Source organism: Sphingomonas sp. (genome assembly GCF_035490575.1).
Lineage (GTDB): Bacteria > Pseudomonadota > Alphaproteobacteria > Sphingomonadales > Sphingomonadaceae > Sphingomonas.
Genome location: NZ_DATJLI010000063.1, coordinates 1 through 19667, shown reverse-complemented (window position 1 = coordinate 19667; position 19667 = coordinate 1). Strand labels below are relative to the sequence as shown.

Below are 19667 nucleotides of genomic sequence, written 5' to 3'. Positions count from 1 at the left end.
ATGCGCCTGCTTCTGATCGCCGCAAGCGCACTGGCAATGACGGGCTGCGCCGCCGACGCGCAGCGCACCGCCGATGTGGAAGCGCGCAAGGTGCGCGAACTCGCCGCCGCCATCGAAGGGCGGATAGCGGGCGAGCCGACCGACTGCATCAGCGTGCAACGGACCGGCGGGCCACAGATTGTCGCCCCCGACACTTTGATCTTTCGCGATGGCGGCACGCTGTTTGTGACGCAGGCGGAAGGGTGCCCGTTCATCGACGCCAATGATTACGTCATTTCGCGCGTGTTCAGCGGCCGGTTGTGCCGAAACGACCTTTTCCAGCCCGCCCAACGCGGCCCTTCACCGATTGCCGGTCCCGTCTGCCGCTATGGCCAGTTCACGCCCTATCGGCGGCAGACGGACTGAGGCCGACTACAGCACGTAACGGCTGAGGTCGGTGTTGCGGGCGATATCGGCGAGTTGTGCTTCGACATAAGCCGCATCGACGGTCAGCTTTGCACCGTGGCGATCCTCGGCGTCGAAGCTGATTTCCTCCAGCAGTTTTTCCATGACCGTCTGCAAACGGCGAGCGCCGATATTCTCGATCTCGCCATTCACTTCCGCCGCGATGCGGGCAATGGCGCGGATGCCGTCGGTGGTGAAGTCGATGCTGACGCCTTCGGTGCCGATCAGCGCGCGATATTGTTCGGGCAGGCTGGCCTTGGTGTCCGACAGGATCGCGACGAAATCATCCTCGGTCAGCCCCTTCAACTCGACACGGATCGGCAGGCGACCCTGTAGTTCGGGCAGCAGGTCGCTGGGCTTGGCGACGTGGAACGCCCCCGATGCGATGAACAGCACATGGTCGGTCTTCATCGGCCCGTATTTGGTGGCGACCGTCGTGCCCTCGATCAAGGGCAGCAGGTCGCGCTGAACGCCCTCCCGGCTGACCGATCCGCCGCGCACGTCGCTGACGGCGATCTTGTCGATCTCGTCGAGGAACACGATGCCGTTGGCCTCCGCATCGGCCAGCGCAGCGCGGTGCACCTCGTCCTGATCGAGCCGTTTGTCGGCTTCCTCTTCGACCAGCTTGGCCCAGGCGGCGTGCACGTTCATCTTGCGGCGTTTCAGCTGCGGGCCGCCGAACGACTTCATCATCTCGCCCAGATTTATCATCTGCGGCCCGGCGCCGGGGATCTCGAACGGGGCGGCGGATGCGGCCTCCATCTCGATCTCGATCTCGGTATTGTCGAGATGCCCTTCGTTCAAGCGCTGGCGGAAACTCTCGCGCGTCGCCTGCGAGCTGTCCTTGCCCGTCAGCGCGTCGAGCAGGCGGGTCATGGCGGCGGCCTCCGCCTTGTCCTTGACGGCGGTGCGGCGGCGTTCCTTTTCCAGCCGGATCGCTTCCTCGACCAGATCGCGGGCGATCTGTTCGACGTCGCGGCCGACATAGCCGACTTCGGTGAACTTGGTGGCTTCGACCTTGACGAACGGCGCGTCGGCCAGCTTGGCCAGGCGGCGGCTGATCTCGGTCTTGCCGCAGCCGGTCGGGCCGATCATCAGGATGTTCTTCGGCGACACCTCGTCACGCAAGTCGGCGGACAGTTGCTGCCGCCGCCAGCGGTTGCGAAGCGCGACCGCGACCGCGCGCTTGGCGTCCCTTTGTCCGATGATGTGTGAATCGAGCGCGGCGACGATCGCCTTGGGCGTGAGTTGTTCGTTCATGATGTCCGGGAAAACGTGGGTTCGATGGACGCTAGATGGCGCGCCCGCGCCCCGCTTCAAGTCGCACAGCGCCAGGTCGATGCCAGTTGCGCGTGGTCGGCAACGATCCCGGCGATATCGCGCGGCTGCGGCATCGCATCCCACTGGCCGCGCTCGAACGTGCCGCCCAGCACCACGCCGTCGGCGCGCGGAAACATGTAACCCCACGGCCCGGCATAGGCATGCTGCAGCTCCGGCTGCGGCAACAGCACGGCCAGTTGCCCGCGCACCGGCATCAGATCGGCGTCGCCAAACAGGTGATGCGCGCCAAGCCCGGTGCAGTTGAACACCAGTCCTTCGGGCAGGGCGGCGACATCGGCTGGACTGGCGAAATCGCGAATGACGATGCGTCCGCCCGCGCGCTGGAAATCGGCGATCATCCGCGACAGATAGCGGCCGGTTTCGACATACATCGTATTGAAGCGGATCATGCCACGCGCGCCGAACGGATGCCGTCCCGCCGCCAGTTCGGTCATGCCAGGCTGATAGGCGGTCAGAAACGCTTCAGGGTCGTCACCGCCCCGCGCGCGCCGCGCGGGCTGCCATGTCGGCAGCCAGTGGATGCCGTAATCGTCGCCCACCATGATCTGGAACCGCCGCCAGCTATAATCCATCGCCGCGCGATACTGGTCGAACCATGCCGGGGTAACGCGGCCCTCGTCGAACACGCTGGTCGGCACGATCTGTCCACCCGCGATGTTCGAGGTCGTCTCTGGCGGCAACGCCTTGGCGTAAAGCGTCACGGCAAAGCCCGCCTCCTGCGCCAGCCGCGCAGTCGCCAGGCCGACCGCCCCCGCACCGATCACCGCGACGCCGCCCCGATGCCCCGGCAGCCCCAGCCCGATCGCCAGCCGGCTGGTCCCCCAACTGAGCGTGATGCCGCCGCCGCCATGTCCATAATTATGCACCAGCCGCTTGCCCGCCAGTGCATCGGCACGAACGACAAAGCCGGAGGGGCGATAGGGCCGCAGACCCGCGACGGTGCGGATGACCCGCCCCATTTCGGCGCGCACCGGCGGCAGGCAATCGCGCGCCTGCGCGACCGGAACGCGGGCGGTCGGCGCACAGGCGGGAAGCGCGAGTGCGCTGGCGATAAGGGAGCGGCGGGCGACGAGCATCGCCAAGGGGTTAGCGGCTCCCGTCGCGCCCGTCACCCCGCCATAATCAGGATGCGCTGTCCAGCGTCTCCACGGTCAGCCGGTCGTTGGTATAGACGCACAGTTCGGCGGCAATGCCCATTGCCTTGCGCGCCAGCACCTCTGGATCGGCCTCGTAATCGGCCAGCGCGCGTGCGGCGGCCAGGGCGAAATTGCCGCCCGACCCGATTGCCGCGATGCCGCCTTCCGGCTCCAGCACGTCGCCATTGCCGGTGACCACCAACGTCACGTCCTTGTCGGCCACGATCAGCATCGCTTCCAGGTTGCGAAGAAACTTGTCGGTGCGCCAGTCCTTGGCCAGTTCCACGGCGGCGCGCAGCAATTGGCCCTGATGCCGTTCCAGCTTGGCCTCCAGCCGCTCGAACAGGGTGAAGGCATCGGCGGTCGCGCCTGCGAATCCGGCGATGACCTTGCCATCACCCAGCGGGCGGACCTTGCGCGCATTGGGCTTCATCACGGTCTGTCCGGCGGAAACCTGGCCGTCGCCCGCGATCACAACCTTGCCCGATCGGCGCACGGAAAGAATGGTCGTGCCGTGCCACGCTGTCGATTTGCTCATGGCGGCGGATATGGGGGCGGGCGGGCGCCTGCCAAGGGCGCCCGCCCGCGGTTTACCGATCCCCGCCCTTCACCTTCCCCCATTGCCGCGCGGCAGTGTAGCCGAGATAGCCGGTGCCGAAGAGCGTATACAGTTCCTCCGGCAATGCCTTCAGATATCCGGTGATCCCCGCGATGATCGCCTGCGCTGCCGCCGCATCGGCTGCCGCGATCAGGCCCATGGGGATCGCCCACAGGAACAGCGCATACATGACATACAGGAATGCGGGGCGTGCGCGGCTGGTCCACGGGTCGGGCGATTGCGCCTCGGCAACGATCGCTGATAATTGCGTCCTGAGCCTGTCGAGTTCCTGCGTCCCCTCCAGCTTCAGCAATTCCAGCTTGGCCTGGTCGCGCGCCTTGGGGTCCGGGATGATCTTGTCGATCAGGCCCGCGACCGGGCCGATCACGGCGTTCAGAATGCTCATTCCAGACCCCCGCCATTGCCCAGCCGGTTGGCCAGCCAGCCATAGAGAAACGCTTCGTTGGCGGGCCGGCGCTCGGCCAGTTGCAGGTAACGCTCGCCCTGCATCGCCTCGACCGCCTTCAGCAGCACCACCTCGCCGCCGGGTTCGTGCAGCGCCAGAAACCGGTCGAGCGCCGTCAGCGTCTGTGGCCCCACCCGCCCGTCGATCGCCAGGTCCGGATAGTCGCGCGCGCCGCGATTGAGCGCCGTCAGCGCGCGTTGCAGAAAACGCGCCGCGACCGCCGGTCCCATGTTCACGCCGGTATCGAACAACTCGGCGGCAAGTGCTGGCGCGCGCGCGGCCACGGCGTCGAAACGCGGCGCCAGCCAGTAACGCGCGCGATACAGCGAAGCGGCGGCGCTGCGTGGATAATCGCGCATCGCGCCGTGATAACCCGTCTCGCGCGCCGTCGCTTCGGTCACGCCCCAGCGAGTTGCCCCGCCGCGATCGGCGGGGTGGTCGACGAAACCGCCCTCGCGTTCGATGAGTTCATCGATCAGTTCTTCGATATCCATGCTAAGTCCTCCGTGCCGACAGCGATTCGCGCATAACCCATATGGTTATGTGTAGGACAGCCTGTTTGCCGGTTTGGAGGATGGTGCATGGACGTAAAGCTCGACTCGCGCACGAAATGGATCGGCGGCGGCGTGGCCGCTGCGGCAGCGGCGGGTGTGGCGGCATGGTGGCTGACCCGCGTCGAAACGCCGCCTTATACGCTGGTGCTGAAGGACGGCGTGCTGGAGGTGCGGGCCTATGGCGCACTTACGGTCGCGACGACGCGGACGAAGGGGCAGCGGCAGGACGCCCTTTCACGCGGGTTTCGCGTGCTGGCCGATTACATCTTCGCCAAATCGCGTGACGGGGAAAAGATCGCGATGACCGCGCCCGTCCTGTCCGATGCCGATGGGGATTCCTGGCGCACGCGTTTCGTGATGCCCGCGCGCTTTGTCGACATCGCGCCCCCAGAACCGCCCGCCGGCATCGAGATCGAAACGGTCGCCGCCCGCCGGGTCGCCGCGATCCGCTTTTCGGGGCGGGCCGACGACCGGATGCTGGCCGAGCACGAAGCACGCCTGCGCGAATGGCTTGAGGAATATGGTCTGAAGGCGACGGGTCCGGCCGAACATGCGTTCTACAATGCGCCGTTCGTGCCGGGACCGATGCGCCGCAACGAGGTGATGCTGCCGGTGGCGAGCATCTATTGAACCAGGTGTCTTAGGGGGCTATATCACCGTCATGCTTAATCTACTTTCGATCCTGATCGGATTGTTCGCGCTGCCGCTTATCATTCTGGGCTGGATTCCGCTGCTTGGGTGGTCGCTCTGGTTCGTCCTGACAATTCCCGTCGTCGGCACCGCCGTCGGCGCGTTGTCGGACAGTAATGGCGGGCGCAATTTCAACCTGGTCCTGATCGTGCTCGGTGCGATCCGGCTGATGCTGGGCGGCGGTCTTATCTGAACGGACAACGGCCCGGCGGTTGCACGCCGGGCCGTTGTTTGATTGTTTCAACCGCTCACCGGCACTGGACGCCGCCACGGTCGATCTGGCGGCCCAGCAGCGCGCCCGCGCCGCCACCCAGCAGCGTGCCGATCAGGCCCGAATTGCCGGCCGTCAGCAAATTGCCCAGCACCCCGCCACCGACCGCGCCGATGATAAGGCCGGTGGTGCCGTCATTGCGGCGGCAGTAATAGCGCCCGTCATTGCCACGATACAGACGGTCGTTCCGGCTCAGGCGGCGCGGCTGGTAATAACGGCCGTCGCGATAATATTGGTCGGCGTAATAACGGCGCTGACCGCGCGGCAGGCGATTATAGTCATAGTTGCGATACTGGCGCCAGTCGCGTCGGTCGGCGCGGCGGTCCTGACGGGCGTCGCGGACCTCTTCGCGATATTCACGGCGCGCGTCCCGAACGTCGCGGCGCGAATCGGCGCGACGGACATCTCGGCGATAATCGCGTTCGGCGTCGCGCACCTCGCGGCGATATTCGCGGTTTGCCTCACGCGGCGTCTGCTGCGCGACGGCGGGCATCGCGGGGATCGCAATCGCAGCGATCAGCGCGGTCAGGATCGGGGTTCGCATCGTCGTTCCTTTTCATCCATTTCAGACAAGCAGAACGACGATGTGGTGCGGGTTGTTTCGTGAACGAGAAACTACCTGCCGTTAACCCGGCAGTCGGGTTTGGCCGGGATAGGCGAACAGCAGATCGGCATCGTCCGACGCTTCCAGCGCCTCGCCACCGGTGACGGAAACACATTCGCCCGCCTGCCATTCGACGCCGCTGACACGGCCCGATCCGCGAACCGGCACCAGCCATCCCGTCTCGCCATCGGGCAGGTTCACGTCGCGCGCGCCGCCGGTCCAGCGTTCCAGCACGAACTTTGGCCCTTCGACCAGGATCGTGCGGCCGGGCGCGACTTCGCCGGGGGAGGGATAGGGGGCATAGGGGACCGGGTCGCTGACCGTCACGCCGTCGTCCAGATGCAACTCGCGCGGGCGGCCATAATCATACAGGCGATAGGTGGTTTCGCTGTTCTGCTGCACTTCGATCAGGGTGATGCCCGCGCCGATCGCGTGAACCGTGTTCGATGCCGAATAGAGGAAATCGCCTGCCTTCACCGGCTTCCAGTACAGCAGATCCTCGATCGACCCGTCGAGCGCGGCGGCGCGCAGCTCGTCCGCCGACATCGGGCGCACCGTGCCGACCGCGATCGTCGAATCGGGTTCGGCATCCAGGATCAGCCAGCATTCGTCCTTGCCGCGCGGCAGGCCGCGGGCCTGTGCCTGTTCGTCGTTCGGATGCACCTGAACCGACAGTTTTTCGCTGGTGAACAGATATTTGATGAGCAGGTCGGGGGTCGTATCGCCGGGCTGCTGGAACCAGACCTCGCCCACCGGCTCGCCATCCGGCGCGGGGTCTGCGAAGCCGGGATACAGCCTCATCCGGCCCCAGGGCTTTTCGACGCGGTGCGTGGCAAGTTTGGTCGCGGGCAAGGCATGATCTCCGACAAGCGCGAATCGACGTTCGCTGCAACGCAACTAGCGCCGCGTTCGTTTCGTGGGGCAACCCCCACGTCGCCGCAAAAATTAATTTGTTCGCCGGAACCCCCCTCGGGTAAGGAGGCGCCATGCGTAGCTTGCCCACCCGTCCCCTCGCGCTCGGCGCGGTCGTCCTTTCCGCTTTTGGTCTCAGTGCCTGTGCCGGCTCGAACCAGGGTGCGGACATCCCCTATGTCGCGCGCGATGTCAGCACGCTCTATATGGCGGCCAAGCAGCGGCTGGACCGGCGCCAGTATAAGCAGGCTGCCGCGCTGTTCGATGAAGTGGAGCGCCAGCACCCCTATTCGGTCTGGGCGCGTCGGGCGCAGTTGATGAGCGCGTTCAGCTATTATCTGAATACTGATTACACCGAATCGATCCAGTCGGCGCAGCGTTTTCTGGCGGTGCACCCCGGCAACCGCGACGCGCCCTATGCCTATTACCTGATCGCGCTGGGTTATTACGAGCAGATCACCGACGTGACGCGCGACCAGAAGATCACGCAGCAGGCACTTGACGCACTTGGTGAACTGTCGCGCCGCTATCCGAACACGCGCTATGCCGCCGATGCGCGGCTCAAGGTCGATCTGGTGCGCGACCATCTGGCCGGCAAGGAAATGGAGGTCGGCCGTTTCTATGGCCGTCGTGGCCAGTGGCTGGCGGCAACGATGCGTTATCGCGCCGTCGTCGATCAGTTCCAGACCACCAGCCATGCACCCGAAGCGCTGATGCGGCTGGTCGAGGCGTATCTGAACCTTGGCCTGCGCGAAGAAGCGCGCAAATCGGCGGCGGTGCTGGGCGCCAATTATCCGGGCACCGACTGGTATCAGCGCGCCTACAAGCTGATGGGCGACAACCCGGTCCTGCCGCCCCAGGCGCCGCAGGACCTTGCGACCGAAATCGACCCGGTCGGCACCTGACCAGCGCCGACGCCGCCATGCTGACCGCGCTGTCGATCCGCGATGTGGTGCTGATCGAGGCGCTCGACCTCGACTTTCGGGCCGGGCTGGGCGTGCTGACCGGCGAAACCGGGGCGGGCAAGTCGATCCTGCTCGATGCGCTGGGGCTGGCCCTGGGCGCGCGCGGCGACAGCGGACTGGTGCGCCACGGCGCGGCACAGGCAGTCGTCACCGCCAGCTTCGATGTGTTCGTGACCGATGGGCCGATCGCGGCGCTGCTTGCCGACAATGGACTGACGATCGAACCGGGCGAGCCGCTGATGATCCGCCGCCTGGTCAAGGCCGATGGCGGCAGCCGCGCCTTCGTCAACGACCAGCCCGCGTCCGCCGGGCTGCTGCGCGAGCTGGGCGCGATGCTGGTGGAGATTCACGGACAGCATGATGATCGTGGGCTGCTCAACCCGCGCGGGCACCGGGCTTTGCTCGACGCCTTTGCGCGGGCCGATACCGGCGCGGTTGCCGCGGCATGGCGCGAATGGCGCGATGCCGGCGCCCGGCTGGAGGATGCGCGCGCCGCACAGGAAGTGGCCGAACGGGATCGCGAATGGCTGGCCCATGCTGTCGCCGAACTGACGGCGCTGGCCCCTGAGGCGGGTGAGGAGGAACGGCTGGCCGCTCGCCGCGCGACGATGCAGCGCGGCGAGCGGGTGGCCAGCGATCTGACGGCGGTGGCGGACCTGCTCGACGGCTCGGACGGCGCATTGTCGCGGCTGCGCCAGGCGGCGCGCATCCTTGAACGCGCTGGTGAGGCGCATCCCGCGCTGGTCGAGGCGCTGGCGGCCATCGACCGCGCGATTGTCGAGGGGGCGAGCGCGCAGGATCAGGTCGATTCCGCCGCCGATGCGCTGGCATTCGACCCCGCCGTGCTGGAAGCCGATGAGGCGCGGCTGTTTGAACTGCGCGGGCTGGCGCGCAAGCACCGGGTGCAGCCGGACGACCTGACGACACTCGCCGAAGAACTGGCGCGGCGGCTCGCGCTGGTCGAGGGTGGAGAGGCCGGGCTGGCCGACCTGATGCGCGCCGCCGATGCGGCAGAGGCGCGCTATGTCGCCGCCGCACAGGCTTTGAGCGCCACGCGTTCCGACGCGGCCGGACGGCTTGATGCCGGGGTCGCCGGTGAACTTGCACCGCTCAAGCTCGACGCTGCCCGCTTTCGCACCACGGTCGCTCCATTGCCGCGCGAACAATGGGGCGCTGATGGTAGCGACCGGGTGGAGTTCGAGGTTTCGACCAACCCCGGCGCGCCCTTTGCTCCGCTGATGAAGATCGCCAGCGGCGGCGAATTGTCGCGCTTCATCCTGGCGATGAAAGTGGCGCTGGCCGAAGAGGGTGGCGCGCGGACACTGGTGTTTGACGAAATCGACCGGGGTGTCGGCGGCGCGGTGGCCAGTGCGATCGGCGAACGACTGGCGCGACTCGCGACGCGAAACCAGGTGCTGGTGGTGACGCACAGCCCACAGGTCGCCGCACGCGGCGCCCGCCACTACCGCATCGCGAAATCGAGCGACGGGACGGTGACGCGCACCGGCGTAACGCCGCTGGATGCCGATCAGCGCCGCGAGGAAATCGCGCGGATGCTGTCGGGCGCCGAAGTCACGCCCGAGGCGCGCGCGCAGGCCGAACGGCTGTTGGCGGCCTGAACCGCGATCAGCCGCGCCGGTCGACCGTCCGCCGCATCAGCCACAGGTGAAGGGCGTGGATCGCGATCAGCGTCGCGGCCATCAGCACGAAGGCGGGGATCGCTAATTCTTCCTGACCGGGACGCGGCGCGGTGGTGGCGCTGATGATCGTCAGCGGCACCAGCGTCACGGTCGCCAGTATCGGCATGAACGCCAGCGCCCATCGGCGCGGGGCGGTCCAGGTCACTGAACTGTCGAGCCACCATTGCATCGGCAATCGCCGCTCGTCGCGGAACCAGCGATTGGCGCGCATCGACATGCCGGTGAGCACGGCGATTGCAAGCGCGGCGATCAGAAACGGGGCCATGACCTACCTCCGCCTCGAAGGTAGCCAGATTGTGGATCGTTGCAACGCATTGATGGAGGCACATGGCGTGATGGTCGGTGGCGATGCTTCAGCCGATTAGCGAAAGCATTTCTATACCAGCGGCGTTTAAACGCCGGCGAATGTCGCGATCCGCCGCCCCCCGCCTTGACCAGTGGTTCGACATTCCACGCATCCGGCGTATCGCGGTGATGTGGATCGCGATCGCGGCGATCCTGCTGCTGATGCATCTAACGATGCAAAGGCAGGTCGGACTGACCGACGGAAACGACCGCCCCTTTGGTGAGGACTTCCTCAACTTCTGGTCGGCCGCCCGGCTTGCCATCTCCGGCGACGCGCGGCTGATCTACGACCTCGTGCGATTTCACGAATTTCAGCAAGGGGTCGTTGGTGCGCCTATCGACTTGTATCATTACAGCTACCCTCCGGTCATGTTGCTGTTGACCGCTCCGATCGGCCTTTTGCCTTATGAGGCCAGCTGGCTTTTCTGGCAGGTGGGCGGGTGGCTGGCCTTTGCGTCGGCGATGCGCCGGATCGTGCCGTCGGGCTGGCTGCTGCTGTCGCTCAGCCTGCCAGCGCTGTTCATCAACGCGATTGGTGGCCAGAACGGATGCTGGATTGCCGCCACTCTGGGCTGGGGCCTGATCCTGCTTCAGCGCCGCCCGTTGATCGCGGGGGCGATCCTCGCATTGCTGGTGGTCAAGCCGCAACTGGCGTGGCTGGTCCCGCTCGCGCTACTGGCGGGGCGGCAATATCGCGCGCTGGCTGCACTGTGCCTGACCGCGATGGCGCTGATTGCCGTCTCCATGCTGATTTTCGGGTTGGACCTCTGGCTATCCTATGCCGTGCAGGGCACCCTGTTGAAGCAGGTCATTCTGGAGCATGGGTCGGGCACCTGGCATCGAATGATCTCGGCGTTCGTGCTGGTCCGCCATCTGGGTCTGCCGGTGTCGATCGCCTATGCCGCGCAGGCGGTGGTCAGCATGATCGTCGCCTGGCTCGTGCTGGTGCCGTGGCGTGCCGAAGGAGCGTCGCCCAATTCGTTCGCGATGCTGTTGCTGGGCGTGCTGCTCGGGTCGGTTTATGTCAGCGATTATGACTGCGTATTGCTTGGGCTGGTTGTGGCCTGGTCCTGGCCGACGCTTCGGACGCAAGGCCTGTGGCGGGCGGCGCTGGCGGTGCTGACGCCGCTTTTCGCCGCGCCGCTGGCGGTTGCCAGTGGCATTGCGGCGGGCGCGTTCATGCTTTGGCCGATTTTCCTGCTGCTGAGCAGAAAGGCCGCGAAGCGCGCCCCATCTCAAGCATCAATGCTGCGCCCCACTGACGCGTTCACCAGCCCGCCATCGACGGTGATCGTGTCGCCGACCACATAATCGCCGCCGCGTGAGGCAAGGTAGATGGCGGCGGCGGCCATGTCTTCATCCACGCCGATGCGGCCCGCCGGAATCGCCCTGGCCACATCGTCGCCGTGATCGCGCGCGGCCTTGTTCATGTCGCTGGCAAAGGCCCCGGGGGCGATCGAGGTGACATTGATGTTGTCCCGGATCAGCCGCGCCGCCATGCGCTTGGTCAGATAGATCAGCGCCGATTTCGACGCATGATAGCTATAGGTTTCCCAAGCGTTCAGCCGCTGGCCGTCGATCGAGGTGATGTTGATGACCTTGGCCGGGCGGTCGGCGCGGCCGCTGGCCTTGAGGAGCGGGTGCAGCGACTGGGTGAGGAAGAAGGGGGATTTGACGTTCAGGTCCATCACCTTGTCCCAGCCCGCTTCGGGAAAAGTGTCGAACGGCTCGCCCCATGCGGCGCCCGCATTGTTGACCAGAATGTCCAGCGCCCCCTCGCGCTCGCCGATCGCCGCCGCCAGCGCGCGGCACCCCTCGACGGTCGACACATCGGCGGGCAGTGGGATGGCGTTTTCGCCGATCGCCGCTGCCGTCGCCTCGCACGCATCGGCCTTGCGCGAGCTGACATAGACGCGCGCGCCCATGCCGGCAAAGCCCCTGGCGATCATGCGCCCGATGCCGCGCGACCCGCCAGTGACAAGCGCAACGCGACCGTCGAGGCGGAACAGGCTGTTGGTATCCATGCGATGCTCCTTGGGCTTCAGCGCCGTGGCGGCGCGGCGTCGTTGACCTCGATCCGGTGGCCGTCGGGATCGCGGATATAGACCTGTCGCACCCCATCGGTGCGGAGGCGCTGCACCGTCGAGGGGCGGTCCTCGAAATCGGTGAACGCAATGCCCATCGCCACCAGATCGGCGACAAAGGCATCGAAATCGCCGACCGTGATCGCCAGGTGGTTGCCACGGTCGACACCGACTGGCGCTGTCCGGTCGGGAATGAGGTGCAGCGCAAATCCGCCGCCCAGATCGAGCCAGCGGCGATTGACCACGGGGGCCTTCAGCTCGGCGAACCCGAACACGCGCTTGTAGAACCGGGCGCTGGCGTCGAGGTCGGCGACCGCCAGCGCGACATGATCGCCGCGCGCGGCGCGCGGCGAGGGGGATTGCGCGTGACCGGCCGTAGGCGGCAGCAGGAAGAGCAGCGCGGCGGCGCGGAGAACGGATCGCATCGGCAAGTTCCTTTCGCGGTTCGTGGGCCTTACCCGCCGCGTTTCATCGTCTCACGCGCGATGATGAGCTGCTGGATCTGGCTGGTGCCTTCATAGATGCGAAACAGCCGCACGTCGCGATACAGGCGCTCGATGCCGTAATCGGCGATATAGCCCGCGCCGCCATGCACCTGCACCGCGCGGTCGGCGACGCGGCCGACCATTTCGCTGGCGAACAGCTTGGCCGCCGCGCTTTCCAGCACCACGTCGCTGCCCGCATCCTTGGTGGCAGCGGTTTCAAGGACCAGCGCGCGCGCGGCCAGCGCCTCCGTCTTGGAATCGGCGATCATCGCCTGGACCAGCTGATGCTCCGCGATCGGCTTGCCGAACTGGCGGCGTTCGGCGGCATAGGCGACGGTGTCGGCGATCAGCCGCTCCGCCACGCCTACGCACACGGCGGCGATGTGCAGCCGCCCGCGGTCGAGCACGCGCATGGCGATGCGAAATCCCTCGCCCTCGGCACCCAGCCGATTGGTGGCGGGAACGGACACGTCGTCGAAATGCACGTCGCATACGCGGGCACCCCGCTGGCCCATCTTCTTCTCCGGCTCACCCACCGATATGCCGGGCAGATCGCGCGGGACAAGGAACGCGCTGACACCGCGCCCGCCGGGTTCGTCGCCGGTGCGTGCCATGACGGTGAACAGGTCGGCCTTGTCCGCATTGGTGATGTAACGCTTGGTCCCCGTCAGGCGATAGGTGTCGCCGTCGCGCACCGCGCGCGTCTTTACGCTGCCCGAATCGGAACCGACATCGGGTTCGGTCAGGGCAAAGCTGGTGATGATTTCTCCGCTGGCGATGCGGGGCAGCCATTCGGCCTTTTGTTCGGGTGTGCCGGCCATGACCAGGCCCTGGCTGCCGATCCCGACATTGGTGCCGAAGGCCGAGCGGAAGGCGGGGGTCGTGTGCCCGGTCTCCATCGCGACGCGGCATTCCTCGACCATATTGAGGCCCAGGCCGCCATATTCGGGTGCGATCGACAGGCCGAACAGGCCCATCTCACGCATCTCGGCAACGATGGGGGCGGGAACGGCGTCGTCGGCCTCGACCTGAGCCTCCAGCGGGCGCAACCGGTCCGTGACGAACCGGCGCACGCCATCGATCAGCGCGTCGAAGGTGTCGGCGTCGAGCGCCATGCTGGATCCTCTCGTCTCGCGGCTTGCGATGCGGTGAAACCACGCGCATCTGCCGGTGTTGTATGTGTTGGCTAGGCGAAACGGGGACTGCATGGCAAGCCGAAATCCATACCCGATATTCCAAAGCGGGTATTCCACACGCCCCGAAGTGAAGGGTTTCGCATGAGTTCGTCGATACCGGAGCCGCGAAGCGCCGATAAGCCGGCGCTGCCACCCGTCCGCCGAGTCGCGGCCGGCACGACGCTCGCTTATGGCTTTGGCGCGGTCGCTTACGGCGTGAAGGACAACGGCTTCGGCACCTTCCTGCTATTGTTCTACAATCAGGTGGTCGGTCTGCCATCGGCGCAGGTTGGTTTCATCGTGATGTGCGCGTTGCTGGTCGATGCGGTCATCGACCCCGTGATCGGCGTGGCGTCCGACCGCACGCGCGGGCGCTGGGGGCGTCGCCATCCGTGGATGTATGCCGCCGCGCTGCCGATCGCGATCGGATGGATCGCGCTGTGGAACCCGCCCGCTTTGTCGTCGGGCTGGACGCTGGCCTGGCTGTTCGGCGCGGCGGTCGTCGTTCGCACCGCCGTTTCGGCCTATGAGGTGCCGAGCCAGGCGCTGACCCCCGAACTGACCGCCGATTATGACGAGCGCACGCGGATCACCGCCTATCGTTACCTGTTCGGGTGGACCGGCGGGTTGCTGATGCTGCTGGCGGCGTATCAGCTGTTTCTGGTGCCCGAGGCGGGGCAGACCAACGGCCTGCTCAACCGCAGCGGTTATCAGGGCTATGCGCTGGCGGGCGCGGCGGTGATGGTCGTCGCCATCCTGGTGTCGGCACTCGGCACGCACCGGGAGATCGCGCGGCTGCCGCAGCCGCAGATCGCACCCGGTGGGCTGGGCACGGCGTTTCGCGAACTGGTCGGCGCGCTGCGGAACCGCCCGTTCCTGATCCTGATGTCGGCGGCGCTGTTCGCATTCGCCAATCAGGGCATCAGCTTTGCCCTGTCCAATTATCTCTACAGCTTTGTGTGGCGGTTCGAGACGGCGACCTTTGCCTGGTTGGCGGCGGTGCTGTTCGCGGGCGTGGTGCTCGCCTTTGTCGGGGCGCCCGCGCTGGCGCGCCGCATCGGCAAGCCGCGCGCGGCGGCGTCGATGATCGCGCTGGCAGGGGTGTTGCAGGCAACGCCCTTTGCGCTGCGGCTGGCGGACCTGTTTCCGACGCCCGACGACCCGGCGATGATCCCGATCCTGTTCGCCATTTATACGCTGAACAGTGCGGTCAGCGTCGGCACCGCCATCCTGGGTGCCTCGATGATGGCGGATGTGGTCGAACATAGCGAGGTGCGAACCGGCCGCCGCAGCGAGGGGGTGTTCTTCGCCGGGGCCTTCTTCGTGCAGAAATGCACCAGTGGGATCGGTATTTTCGTCTCCGGTCTGATCCTTGCGGCGGCTGGTTTCCCCGAGGGCGCCAAGCCCGGTGAGGTCGATGCCGCGACGATCGACTGGCTGACAATCCTGTTCGGGGGCACTTACCTCATCCTCTCGCTTGCAGCCGCCTGGCTGTTCCTGCGCTTTCCGTTCGGCGCCGACGAACATCGCGAGCGCGTGGCGCGGCTGGCCGCGACGGGCTGAGCGCCGGGGCGGGCGGCGCGCTGCTCGCCCCATTGCCGCAAGCGCGGCGAGGCAATAGGGCTGGCGACATGTGGTCGTCCTTCCGCCGGGGTCGCTGGTCCGTCGCCGCCGCCGGCCTGTTCGCGTTTGCGCCAGCGCCCGTGTGGGGACAGGTCGCGCCTTCGGCTCCGCCGTCTGCCGACGATGTGCCGCTCGATCCCGCAGCGCCGCTTGCGCCGATGCCCGAACTGGGGATCGAATGGCCGAATTTGTCGGCGGCGCCTGCCGACCCGGCCGCGGCCGCCGATGCGGCGCAGCAGGTCGCGGCCGAAACCCGCTATGCCTTCCGGGTGGAGGGGATGGACGATATCTGGACCGACCTGATGCGACAGCGGTTCAACGAGGCATCGACGCTGCGCCTGCATAAGGACGAGGTGTCGAACGCCGCGCAACTCGACCGGCGCGCGCAGGAGGATGCGCGGCTGCTGGACGAATTGCTGCGCGCCGAAGGCTATTATGATGCGGAAGTGCTGACTCGTGTCGACGCCAATGCGGGCGAGGTCGTCGTCGTGCTTACCGCACAGCCGGGTGAGGTCTATCGCTTCGCCGGCGTCACGCTGGAGGGGGTCGAGGGCGCGGGCGACCGGGCCGACGAACTGCGCCGGGCCTTTGCCGTCGAGCCGAAAGACCCGGTCAATGCCGATACGATCGCGGCGGCAGAGGCAAATCTTCGCGAACGGATCGGGCGGGAGGGCTTTCCCTTTGCCAAGGTCGGTGAATCGCGCATTGTCGTCGACCATGCGACCCGCACCGCGACGCTGGCGGTCGCGGTGACGCCGGGCGAGGCGCTGCGATTCGGGCGGATCACGACCCGCGACAACCGCGTGTTCGATGGCGAGCATGTGCAGGACATTGCCCGCTTCGAGCCCGGCGAGCGTTTCGACCAGGGGTCGGTCGACGACCTGCGCCGCGCGATCGTGCAGACCGGTCTGGTCTCCGCCGTGCGGATCGAGCCGGTCGAAGGGCAGGCGCCGGGGACCGTCGATCTCGACGTGCGGATGTTCCCCGCGCCGCCGCGCACCATTGCCGGCGAAATCGGTTATGGCACTGGCGAAGGCGCACGGGTCGAGGCGAACTGGACGCACCGCAACCTGTTCCCGCCCGAAGGCGCGGTGACGCTGCGCGGCGTTGCGGGCACGCGTGAACAGCTTGCGGGGGTGACGTTTCGCCGCAACAATTTCCATCAGCGCGACCGCGTGCTGACATTGCAGGCGACCGCCGCGCATCTGGAACGCGATGCGTATCAGGCGGATACCTTTCTGTTGTCCGGCACGCTGGAGCGGCAGACCAATATCTTCTTCCAGAAATCATGGGTCTGGTCGGTCGGGGCCGAACTGGCGGCGTCGCGCGAAGAGGATGTGATCCTGTCCACCGGGGCGCCGCGCGAACGGACCTATTTCATCGGCGCGCTGCCCACCAGCCTGATCTATGACGGGACCGACGACCTGCTCAACCCGACGACCGGCTTTCGTCTGGGCGGGCGGTTGTCGCCGGAAGTTTCGCTGTCGGGCGCGGCGTTCGGCTATGCCCGGACGCAGATCGACGCCAGTATCTATCGCCCGGTTGGTGAGCGGGTGGTGCTGGCGGCGCGGACGCGGCTTGGCACGATCGTGGGTGCGCCACGTGATGCGATCGCCCCGTCGCGGCGTTTTTATGCCGGCGGGGGCGCATCGGTGCGCGGCTACGGCTTTCAGTCGATCGGCCCACGCGACCTGAACAACGATCCGATCGGGGGGCGCAGCCTGACCGAGTTTTCGCTGGAAGCACGGGTCAAGGCGTTCGGCAATTTCGGTGTCGTGCCGTTCATCGACGCAGGCAACATCTATACCTCGCCACTGCCCCGATTTTCCGGCTTCCGTTACGGCGCAGGGGTGGGCGTGCGCTATTATTCTAATTTCGGGCCGATCCGCATCGATGTCGGCACGCCGCTCAACCCCCAGCCGGGGGATTCGCGCATCGCGGTCTATGTCAGCCTGGGGCAGGCGTTTTGAGCGAAACCGAAGGTCCGGTCGCCGCGCGGCGCGCACGCTGGCCGCGTGTGATCGCGATCATCGCCGTGGCGCTGGCGGCGATGGTTGCGGCGCTGTTGTTCGTTGCCGATACGCAGCCGGGACACCGCTTCATCGCCGACCGTATCGCCGCTTTGGCGCCGAGCAATGGGATGCGATACCGGATCGGCCGGATCGAGGGGTCGATCTATGGGCGGGCGACGCTGATCGACATTCGCATCAGCGACCCGCGCGGGCCGGTGTTCGTTGCGCCGCGCGCCGAACTGGACTGGCGCCCGCTTGAATGGGCGCGCAACCGGCTCGACATTCGCAGTCTTGTGGTGACCCGCGCACGGCTGTTCAAACTGCCGCAGCCGGCGCCGACCGGACGTACCGGCCCGATCCTGCCGGGGTTTGACATTCAGGTCGGGCGACTGGCGGTCGATCGTCTCGAACTCGCACCCGCCATCGCTGGGCAGGAACGCACCGCGCGGCTGATCGCATCGGGCGATGTGCATGACCGGCGTGCGATGGTCCGCGCGGCGGCGTTGGTCGAAGGAAGCGATTTCGTCCGGCTGACGCTGGACGCGGCGCCCGATCGCGACCGTTTCGATCTTGCGGCGCGGGGGCGCGGGCGGGCCGGAGGGTTGCTGGCGCGCGCGATCGGCGCGCAGGCCCCGGTGCGCTTCGATGTTGCGGGTGACGGGCGCTGGTCGCGGTGGCGCGGGCGCGCGGCGGCGACGGCGGGTGCTGCGGAACTGGTCGCGCTGCGGTTGGGCGTCGATGCGGGCCGCTATCGGCTTGAAGGGCGGCTGACCCCAGCGCAATTGTTGCGCGGGCGGCTTCAGCGGCTGTCGCTGCCGACCATCCGTCTGAGCGCCGATGCGACGTTGGCCAACCGGCGGTTGTCGGGGCGGGTGAGCGCGCGCACCGCGGCACTGGCCATAGACAGCGAGGGCGGCATCGATCTCGCCACCAGCGCCTGGCGCAATTTCGTGACCGATATCCGACTGCTGCGTCCGGCGGCATTGGTCCCGAATATGAGCGGCCGCAACATCACCGCGCGCGTGACGCTGGACGGAGCATTTGACCGCGCGAGCTTCGACTATCGGCTCAGCGCCGACCGGGTGGCGTTCGACCAGACCGGGTTCGAGCGGGTGCGGGCGATGGGGCGTGGTCGCCTGTCCGCTGCGCCCGTTACCGTGCCGCTGTCGCTGACCGCTGCGCGCGTGACCGGGGTGGGCGACGTCGCGGGCGGTATCCTTCGCAACCTGTCGGTGTCCGGTCCGCTCAAGGTGACGAGCGCCAACATCACCGCCGACGCGCTGCAGGTGCGATCCGATCAACTGAATGGCCGCGTCATGCTGTTGGTCGACCTCAGAACCGGGCGGTATGAGGTCGGGCTGGCGGGCGGGCTTCGCCGTTACCGGATTCCGGGGCTGGGCCTGGTCGAGGTCGATACCCGGCTGTCGGTGGTGCCCGGCCCGACCGGGCGTGGCACCCGGATCGTCGGCAATGGCAGCGCGCGGATGCTGACGCTGGAGAATGCGTTCTTCCGCTCGCTGACCCAGGGCCTTCCGCGCATCGTCACCCGGCTTGAGCGTGGCCCCGACCGCATCCTGCATTTCCGTGGCCTGCGGCTGGTCTCGCCGGGGCTGACCCTGACGGGCAACGGCTATCGCCGGGTCGACGGCACCTTCGTATTCGCCGGACAGGGCGTGTCCCGGCAATACGGGCCGGTCGTCCTGAACCTCGACGGGCGGATCGACCGACCGGCGCTGCGCCTGCGGCTGGCGGGCCCCAATGATACGCTGGGCCTGTCCGACGTGCAGGCAGCACTCGATCCGGTGGCCGAGGGGTATCGCTATACAGCGGCGGGGGTGTCGCGGATCGGGCCGTTCACGGGCGCGGGCATCATCCTGTTGCCGCGCGGCGGCACTGCCCGGATCGTGGTCGACCGGCTCGACGTGGCGGGCACGCGCGGGCAGGGCGCGCTGGATATCGTGACCGGCGGCTTTGCCGGGCAAATCGACGTGGCGGGCGGGGGCTTGAGCGGCGCGATCCGTTTTGCGCCGGTGGAACAGGTTCAGCGGATCGAGGGCGATTTGACCGCACGCGCCGCCCTGGTCGCGGGCACGCGTATTCGCCGTGGGCGGCTGCAATTCTCGACGCTGCTTGACCCCGATGGCACCACCTCGTCGGTGAAGGCACAGGCCCGCGGCCTGTCGCGCGGTGCGCTGAGCCTTGCACGGCTCGACGGTTCGGCATCGCTGACGGGCGGGACCGGCACGGCCCGCGTGTCAGTAG

The 19667-nt window shown here is 67.1% G+C and carries 20 protein-coding genes; 9 read left to right on the top strand and 11 right to left on the bottom strand.

Going from position 1 to position 19667, the window contains the following annotated elements; translation table 11 throughout:
• Positions 1-405 carry a hypothetical protein gene (locus tag VL973_RS04730; RefSeq protein ID WP_325282878.1) on the top strand — a complete coding sequence of 135 codons (405 nt, stop codon included), beginning with the start codon at positions 1-3 and terminating at the stop codon, positions 403-405.
• A gap of 6 nt (positions 406-411) precedes the next feature.
• Here the strand turns inward: VL973_RS04730 and hslU are convergent, their stop codons facing one another.
• Genes hslU through VL973_RS04705 form a run of 5 tightly spaced genes read right to left on the bottom strand, consistent with a single transcriptional unit; the run spans position 412 to position 4479 of the window.
• The gene (gene hslU, locus VL973_RS04725) at positions 412-1704 is read right to left on the bottom strand and encodes an ATP-dependent protease ATPase subunit HslU (protein ID WP_325282877.1); all 1293 of its coding nucleotides are present in this window, start codon (positions 1702-1704) and stop codon (positions 412-414) included.
• Between the two features lie 56 nt (positions 1705-1760).
• Positions 1761-2861, bottom strand: a complete 1101-nt coding sequence (locus VL973_RS04720) for an FAD-dependent oxidoreductase (RefSeq protein ID WP_325282876.1) — start codon at positions 2859-2861, stop codon at positions 1761-1763.
• Between the two features lie 46 nt (positions 2862-2907).
• Complete coding sequence (gene hslV / locus VL973_RS04715; RefSeq protein ID WP_325282875.1) at positions 2908-3459, bottom strand: ATP-dependent protease subunit HslV; 552 nt, start codon at positions 3457-3459, stop codon at positions 2908-2910.
• Between the two features lie 52 nt (positions 3460-3511).
• Positions 3512-3925: a holin family protein gene (locus tag VL973_RS04710; RefSeq protein ID WP_325282874.1), complete on the bottom strand. Its 414-nt coding sequence runs from the start codon at positions 3923-3925 to the stop codon at positions 3512-3514.
• Positions 3922-4479, bottom strand: coding sequence for a glycoside hydrolase family 108 protein (locus VL973_RS04705; RefSeq protein WP_325282873.1), 558 nt, complete (start codon positions 4477-4479; stop codon positions 3922-3924). The genes VL973_RS04710 and VL973_RS04705 overlap by 4 nt, the downstream gene beginning before the upstream one ends.
• 87 nt (positions 4480-4566) lie before the next feature.
• Between VL973_RS04705 and VL973_RS04700 the strand changes: the two genes are divergently transcribed.
• Together VL973_RS04700 and VL973_RS04695 are read left to right on the top strand one after the other, a co-directional pair.
• On the top strand, positions 4567-5169 hold the full coding sequence (locus VL973_RS04700; RefSeq protein WP_325282872.1) for an SOUL family heme-binding protein: 603 nt from the start codon (positions 4567-4569) through the stop codon (positions 5167-5169).
• A gap of 31 nt (positions 5170-5200) precedes the next feature.
• A complete protein-coding gene (locus VL973_RS04695) occupies positions 5201-5422 on the top strand; it encodes a hypothetical protein (protein WP_325282871.1) in 222 nt (73 codons plus the stop codon).
• A gap of 55 nt (positions 5423-5477) precedes the next feature.
• Here VL973_RS04695 and VL973_RS04690 read toward each other — a convergent pair whose 3' ends face one another.
• Positions 5478-6044, bottom strand: a complete 567-nt coding sequence (locus VL973_RS04690; protein WP_325282870.1) for a glycine zipper 2TM domain-containing protein — start codon at positions 6042-6044, stop codon at positions 5478-5480.
• Between the two features lie 81 nt (positions 6045-6125).
• Positions 6126-6956 carry a class I mannose-6-phosphate isomerase gene (locus VL973_RS04685; RefSeq protein WP_325282869.1) on the bottom strand — a complete coding sequence of 277 codons (831 nt, stop codon included), beginning with the start codon at positions 6954-6956 and terminating at the stop codon, positions 6126-6128.
• A 134-nt stretch (positions 6957-7090) separates the two neighbouring features.
• On the opposite strand from VL973_RS04685, the gene VL973_RS04680 reads away from it, so the two are divergent.
• Together VL973_RS04680 and recN are read left to right on the top strand one after the other, a co-directional pair.
• Positions 7091-7921, top strand: a complete 831-nt coding sequence (locus VL973_RS04680; protein WP_325282868.1) for an outer membrane protein assembly factor BamD — start codon at positions 7091-7093, stop codon at positions 7919-7921.
• Between the two features lie 17 nt (positions 7922-7938).
• The gene (recN, locus tag VL973_RS04675) at positions 7939-9600 is read left to right on the top strand and encodes a DNA repair protein RecN (protein WP_325282867.1); all 1662 of its coding nucleotides are present in this window, start codon (positions 7939-7941) and stop codon (positions 9598-9600) included.
• A gap of 7 nt (positions 9601-9607) precedes the next feature.
• Here the strand turns inward: recN and VL973_RS04670 are convergent, their stop codons facing one another.
• Entirely contained in the window at positions 9608-9946 is a 339-nt protein-coding gene (locus VL973_RS04670) for a hypothetical protein (protein WP_325282866.1), read from the bottom strand.
• Between the two features lie 140 nt (positions 9947-10086).
• Between VL973_RS04670 and VL973_RS04665 the strand changes: the two genes are divergently transcribed.
• Positions 10087-11337: a glycosyltransferase family 87 protein gene (locus tag VL973_RS04665; protein WP_325282865.1), complete on the top strand. Its 1251-nt coding sequence runs from the start codon at positions 10087-10089 to the stop codon at positions 11335-11337.
• Here the strand turns inward: VL973_RS04665 and VL973_RS04660 are convergent.
• Genes VL973_RS04660 through VL973_RS04650 form a run of 3 tightly spaced genes read right to left on the bottom strand, consistent with a single transcriptional unit; the run spans position 11262 to position 13710 of the window.
• Positions 11262-12050, bottom strand: coding sequence for an SDR family oxidoreductase (locus tag VL973_RS04660; protein WP_325282864.1), 789 nt, complete (start codon positions 12048-12050; stop codon positions 11262-11264). The genes VL973_RS04665 and VL973_RS04660 overlap by 76 nt on opposite strands.
• A gap of 17 nt (positions 12051-12067) precedes the next feature.
• A complete protein-coding gene (locus VL973_RS04655) occupies positions 12068-12535 on the bottom strand; it encodes a VOC family protein (protein ID WP_325282863.1) in 468 nt (155 codons plus the stop codon).
• A 29-nt stretch (positions 12536-12564) separates the two neighbouring features.
• Positions 12565-13710 carry an acyl-CoA dehydrogenase family protein gene (locus tag VL973_RS04650; protein WP_325282862.1) on the bottom strand — a complete coding sequence of 382 codons (1146 nt, stop codon included), beginning with the start codon at positions 13708-13710 and terminating at the stop codon, positions 12565-12567.
• 162 nt (positions 13711-13872) lie between these two features.
• Here VL973_RS04650 and VL973_RS04645 point away from each other — a divergent pair, with 162 nt between their 5' ends.
• The 3 genes from VL973_RS04645 to VL973_RS04635 all read left to right on the top strand — a co-directional run.
• Positions 13873-15333 (top strand): MFS transporter, encoded by a 1461-nt coding sequence (locus VL973_RS04645; protein ID WP_325282861.1) that lies wholly within the window; start codon positions 13873-13875, stop codon positions 15331-15333.
• Positions 15334-15401: 68 nt separating this feature from the next.
• A complete protein-coding gene (locus tag VL973_RS04640; protein WP_325282860.1) occupies positions 15402-17363 on the top strand; it encodes an autotransporter assembly complex protein TamA in 1962 nt (653 codons plus the stop codon).
• A partial coding sequence (locus VL973_RS04635; protein ID WP_475526571.1) for a translocation/assembly module TamB domain-containing protein occupies positions 17360-19667 on the top strand: 2308 nt, incomplete at its 3' end. The genes VL973_RS04640 and VL973_RS04635, both read left to right, overlap by 4 nt.

What these genes read in the sequence shown, in the direction of transcription:
- VL973_RS04660 (WP_325282864.1), bottom strand. Translation starts at nt 12,050, where the DNA reads ATGGATACCAACAGCCTGTTCCGCCTCGACGGTCGCGTTGCGCTTGTC.
- VL973_RS04690 (WP_325282870.1), bottom strand. Translation starts at nt 6,044, where the DNA reads ATGCGAACCCCGATCCTGACCGCGCTGATCGCTGCGATTGCGATCCCC.
- VL973_RS04640 (WP_325282860.1), top strand. Translation starts at nt 15,402, where the DNA reads ATGTGGTCGTCCTTCCGCCGGGGTCGCTGGTCCGTCGCCGCCGCCGGC.
- VL973_RS04650 (WP_325282862.1), bottom strand. Translation starts at nt 13,710, where the DNA reads ATGGCGCTCGACGCCGACACCTTCGACGCGCTGATCGATGGCGTGCGC.
- VL973_RS04680 (WP_325282868.1), top strand. Translation starts at nt 7,091, where the DNA reads ATGCGTAGCTTGCCCACCCGTCCCCTCGCGCTCGGCGCGGTCGTCCTT.
- hslV (WP_325282875.1), bottom strand. Translation starts at nt 3,459, where the DNA reads ATGAGCAAATCGACAGCGTGGCACGGCACGACCATTCTTTCCGTGCGC.
- VL973_RS04670 (WP_325282866.1), bottom strand. Translation starts at nt 9,946, where the DNA reads ATGGCCCCGTTTCTGATCGCCGCGCTTGCAATCGCCGTGCTCACCGGC.
- VL973_RS04705 (WP_325282873.1), bottom strand. Translation starts at nt 4,479, where the DNA reads ATGGATATCGAAGAACTGATCGATGAACTCATCGAACGCGAGGGCGGT.
- VL973_RS04645 (WP_325282861.1), top strand. Translation starts at nt 13,873, where the DNA reads ATGAGTTCGTCGATACCGGAGCCGCGAAGCGCCGATAAGCCGGCGCTG.
- VL973_RS04700 (WP_325282872.1), top strand. Translation starts at nt 4,567, where the DNA reads ATGGACGTAAAGCTCGACTCGCGCACGAAATGGATCGGCGGCGGCGTG.
- VL973_RS04730 (WP_325282878.1), top strand. Translation starts at nt 1, where the DNA reads ATGCGCCTGCTTCTGATCGCCGCAAGCGCACTGGCAATGACGGGCTGC.
- VL973_RS04655 (WP_325282863.1), bottom strand. Translation starts at nt 12,535, where the DNA reads ATGCGATCCGTTCTCCGCGCCGCCGCGCTGCTCTTCCTGCTGCCGCCT.
- VL973_RS04720 (WP_325282876.1), bottom strand. Translation starts at nt 2,861, where the DNA reads ATGCTCGTCGCCCGCCGCTCCCTTATCGCCAGCGCACTCGCGCTTCCC.
- VL973_RS04710 (WP_325282874.1), bottom strand. Translation starts at nt 3,925, where the DNA reads ATGAGCATTCTGAACGCCGTGATCGGCCCGGTCGCGGGCCTGATCGAC.
- VL973_RS04695 (WP_325282871.1), top strand. Translation starts at nt 5,201, where the DNA reads ATGCTTAATCTACTTTCGATCCTGATCGGATTGTTCGCGCTGCCGCTT.
- VL973_RS04665 (WP_325282865.1), top strand. Translation starts at nt 10,087, where the DNA reads ATGTCGCGATCCGCCGCCCCCCGCCTTGACCAGTGGTTCGACATTCCA.
- recN (WP_325282867.1), top strand. Translation starts at nt 7,939, where the DNA reads ATGCTGACCGCGCTGTCGATCCGCGATGTGGTGCTGATCGAGGCGCTC.
- hslU (WP_325282877.1), bottom strand. Translation starts at nt 1,704, where the DNA reads ATGAACGAACAACTCACGCCCAAGGCGATCGTCGCCGCGCTCGATTCA.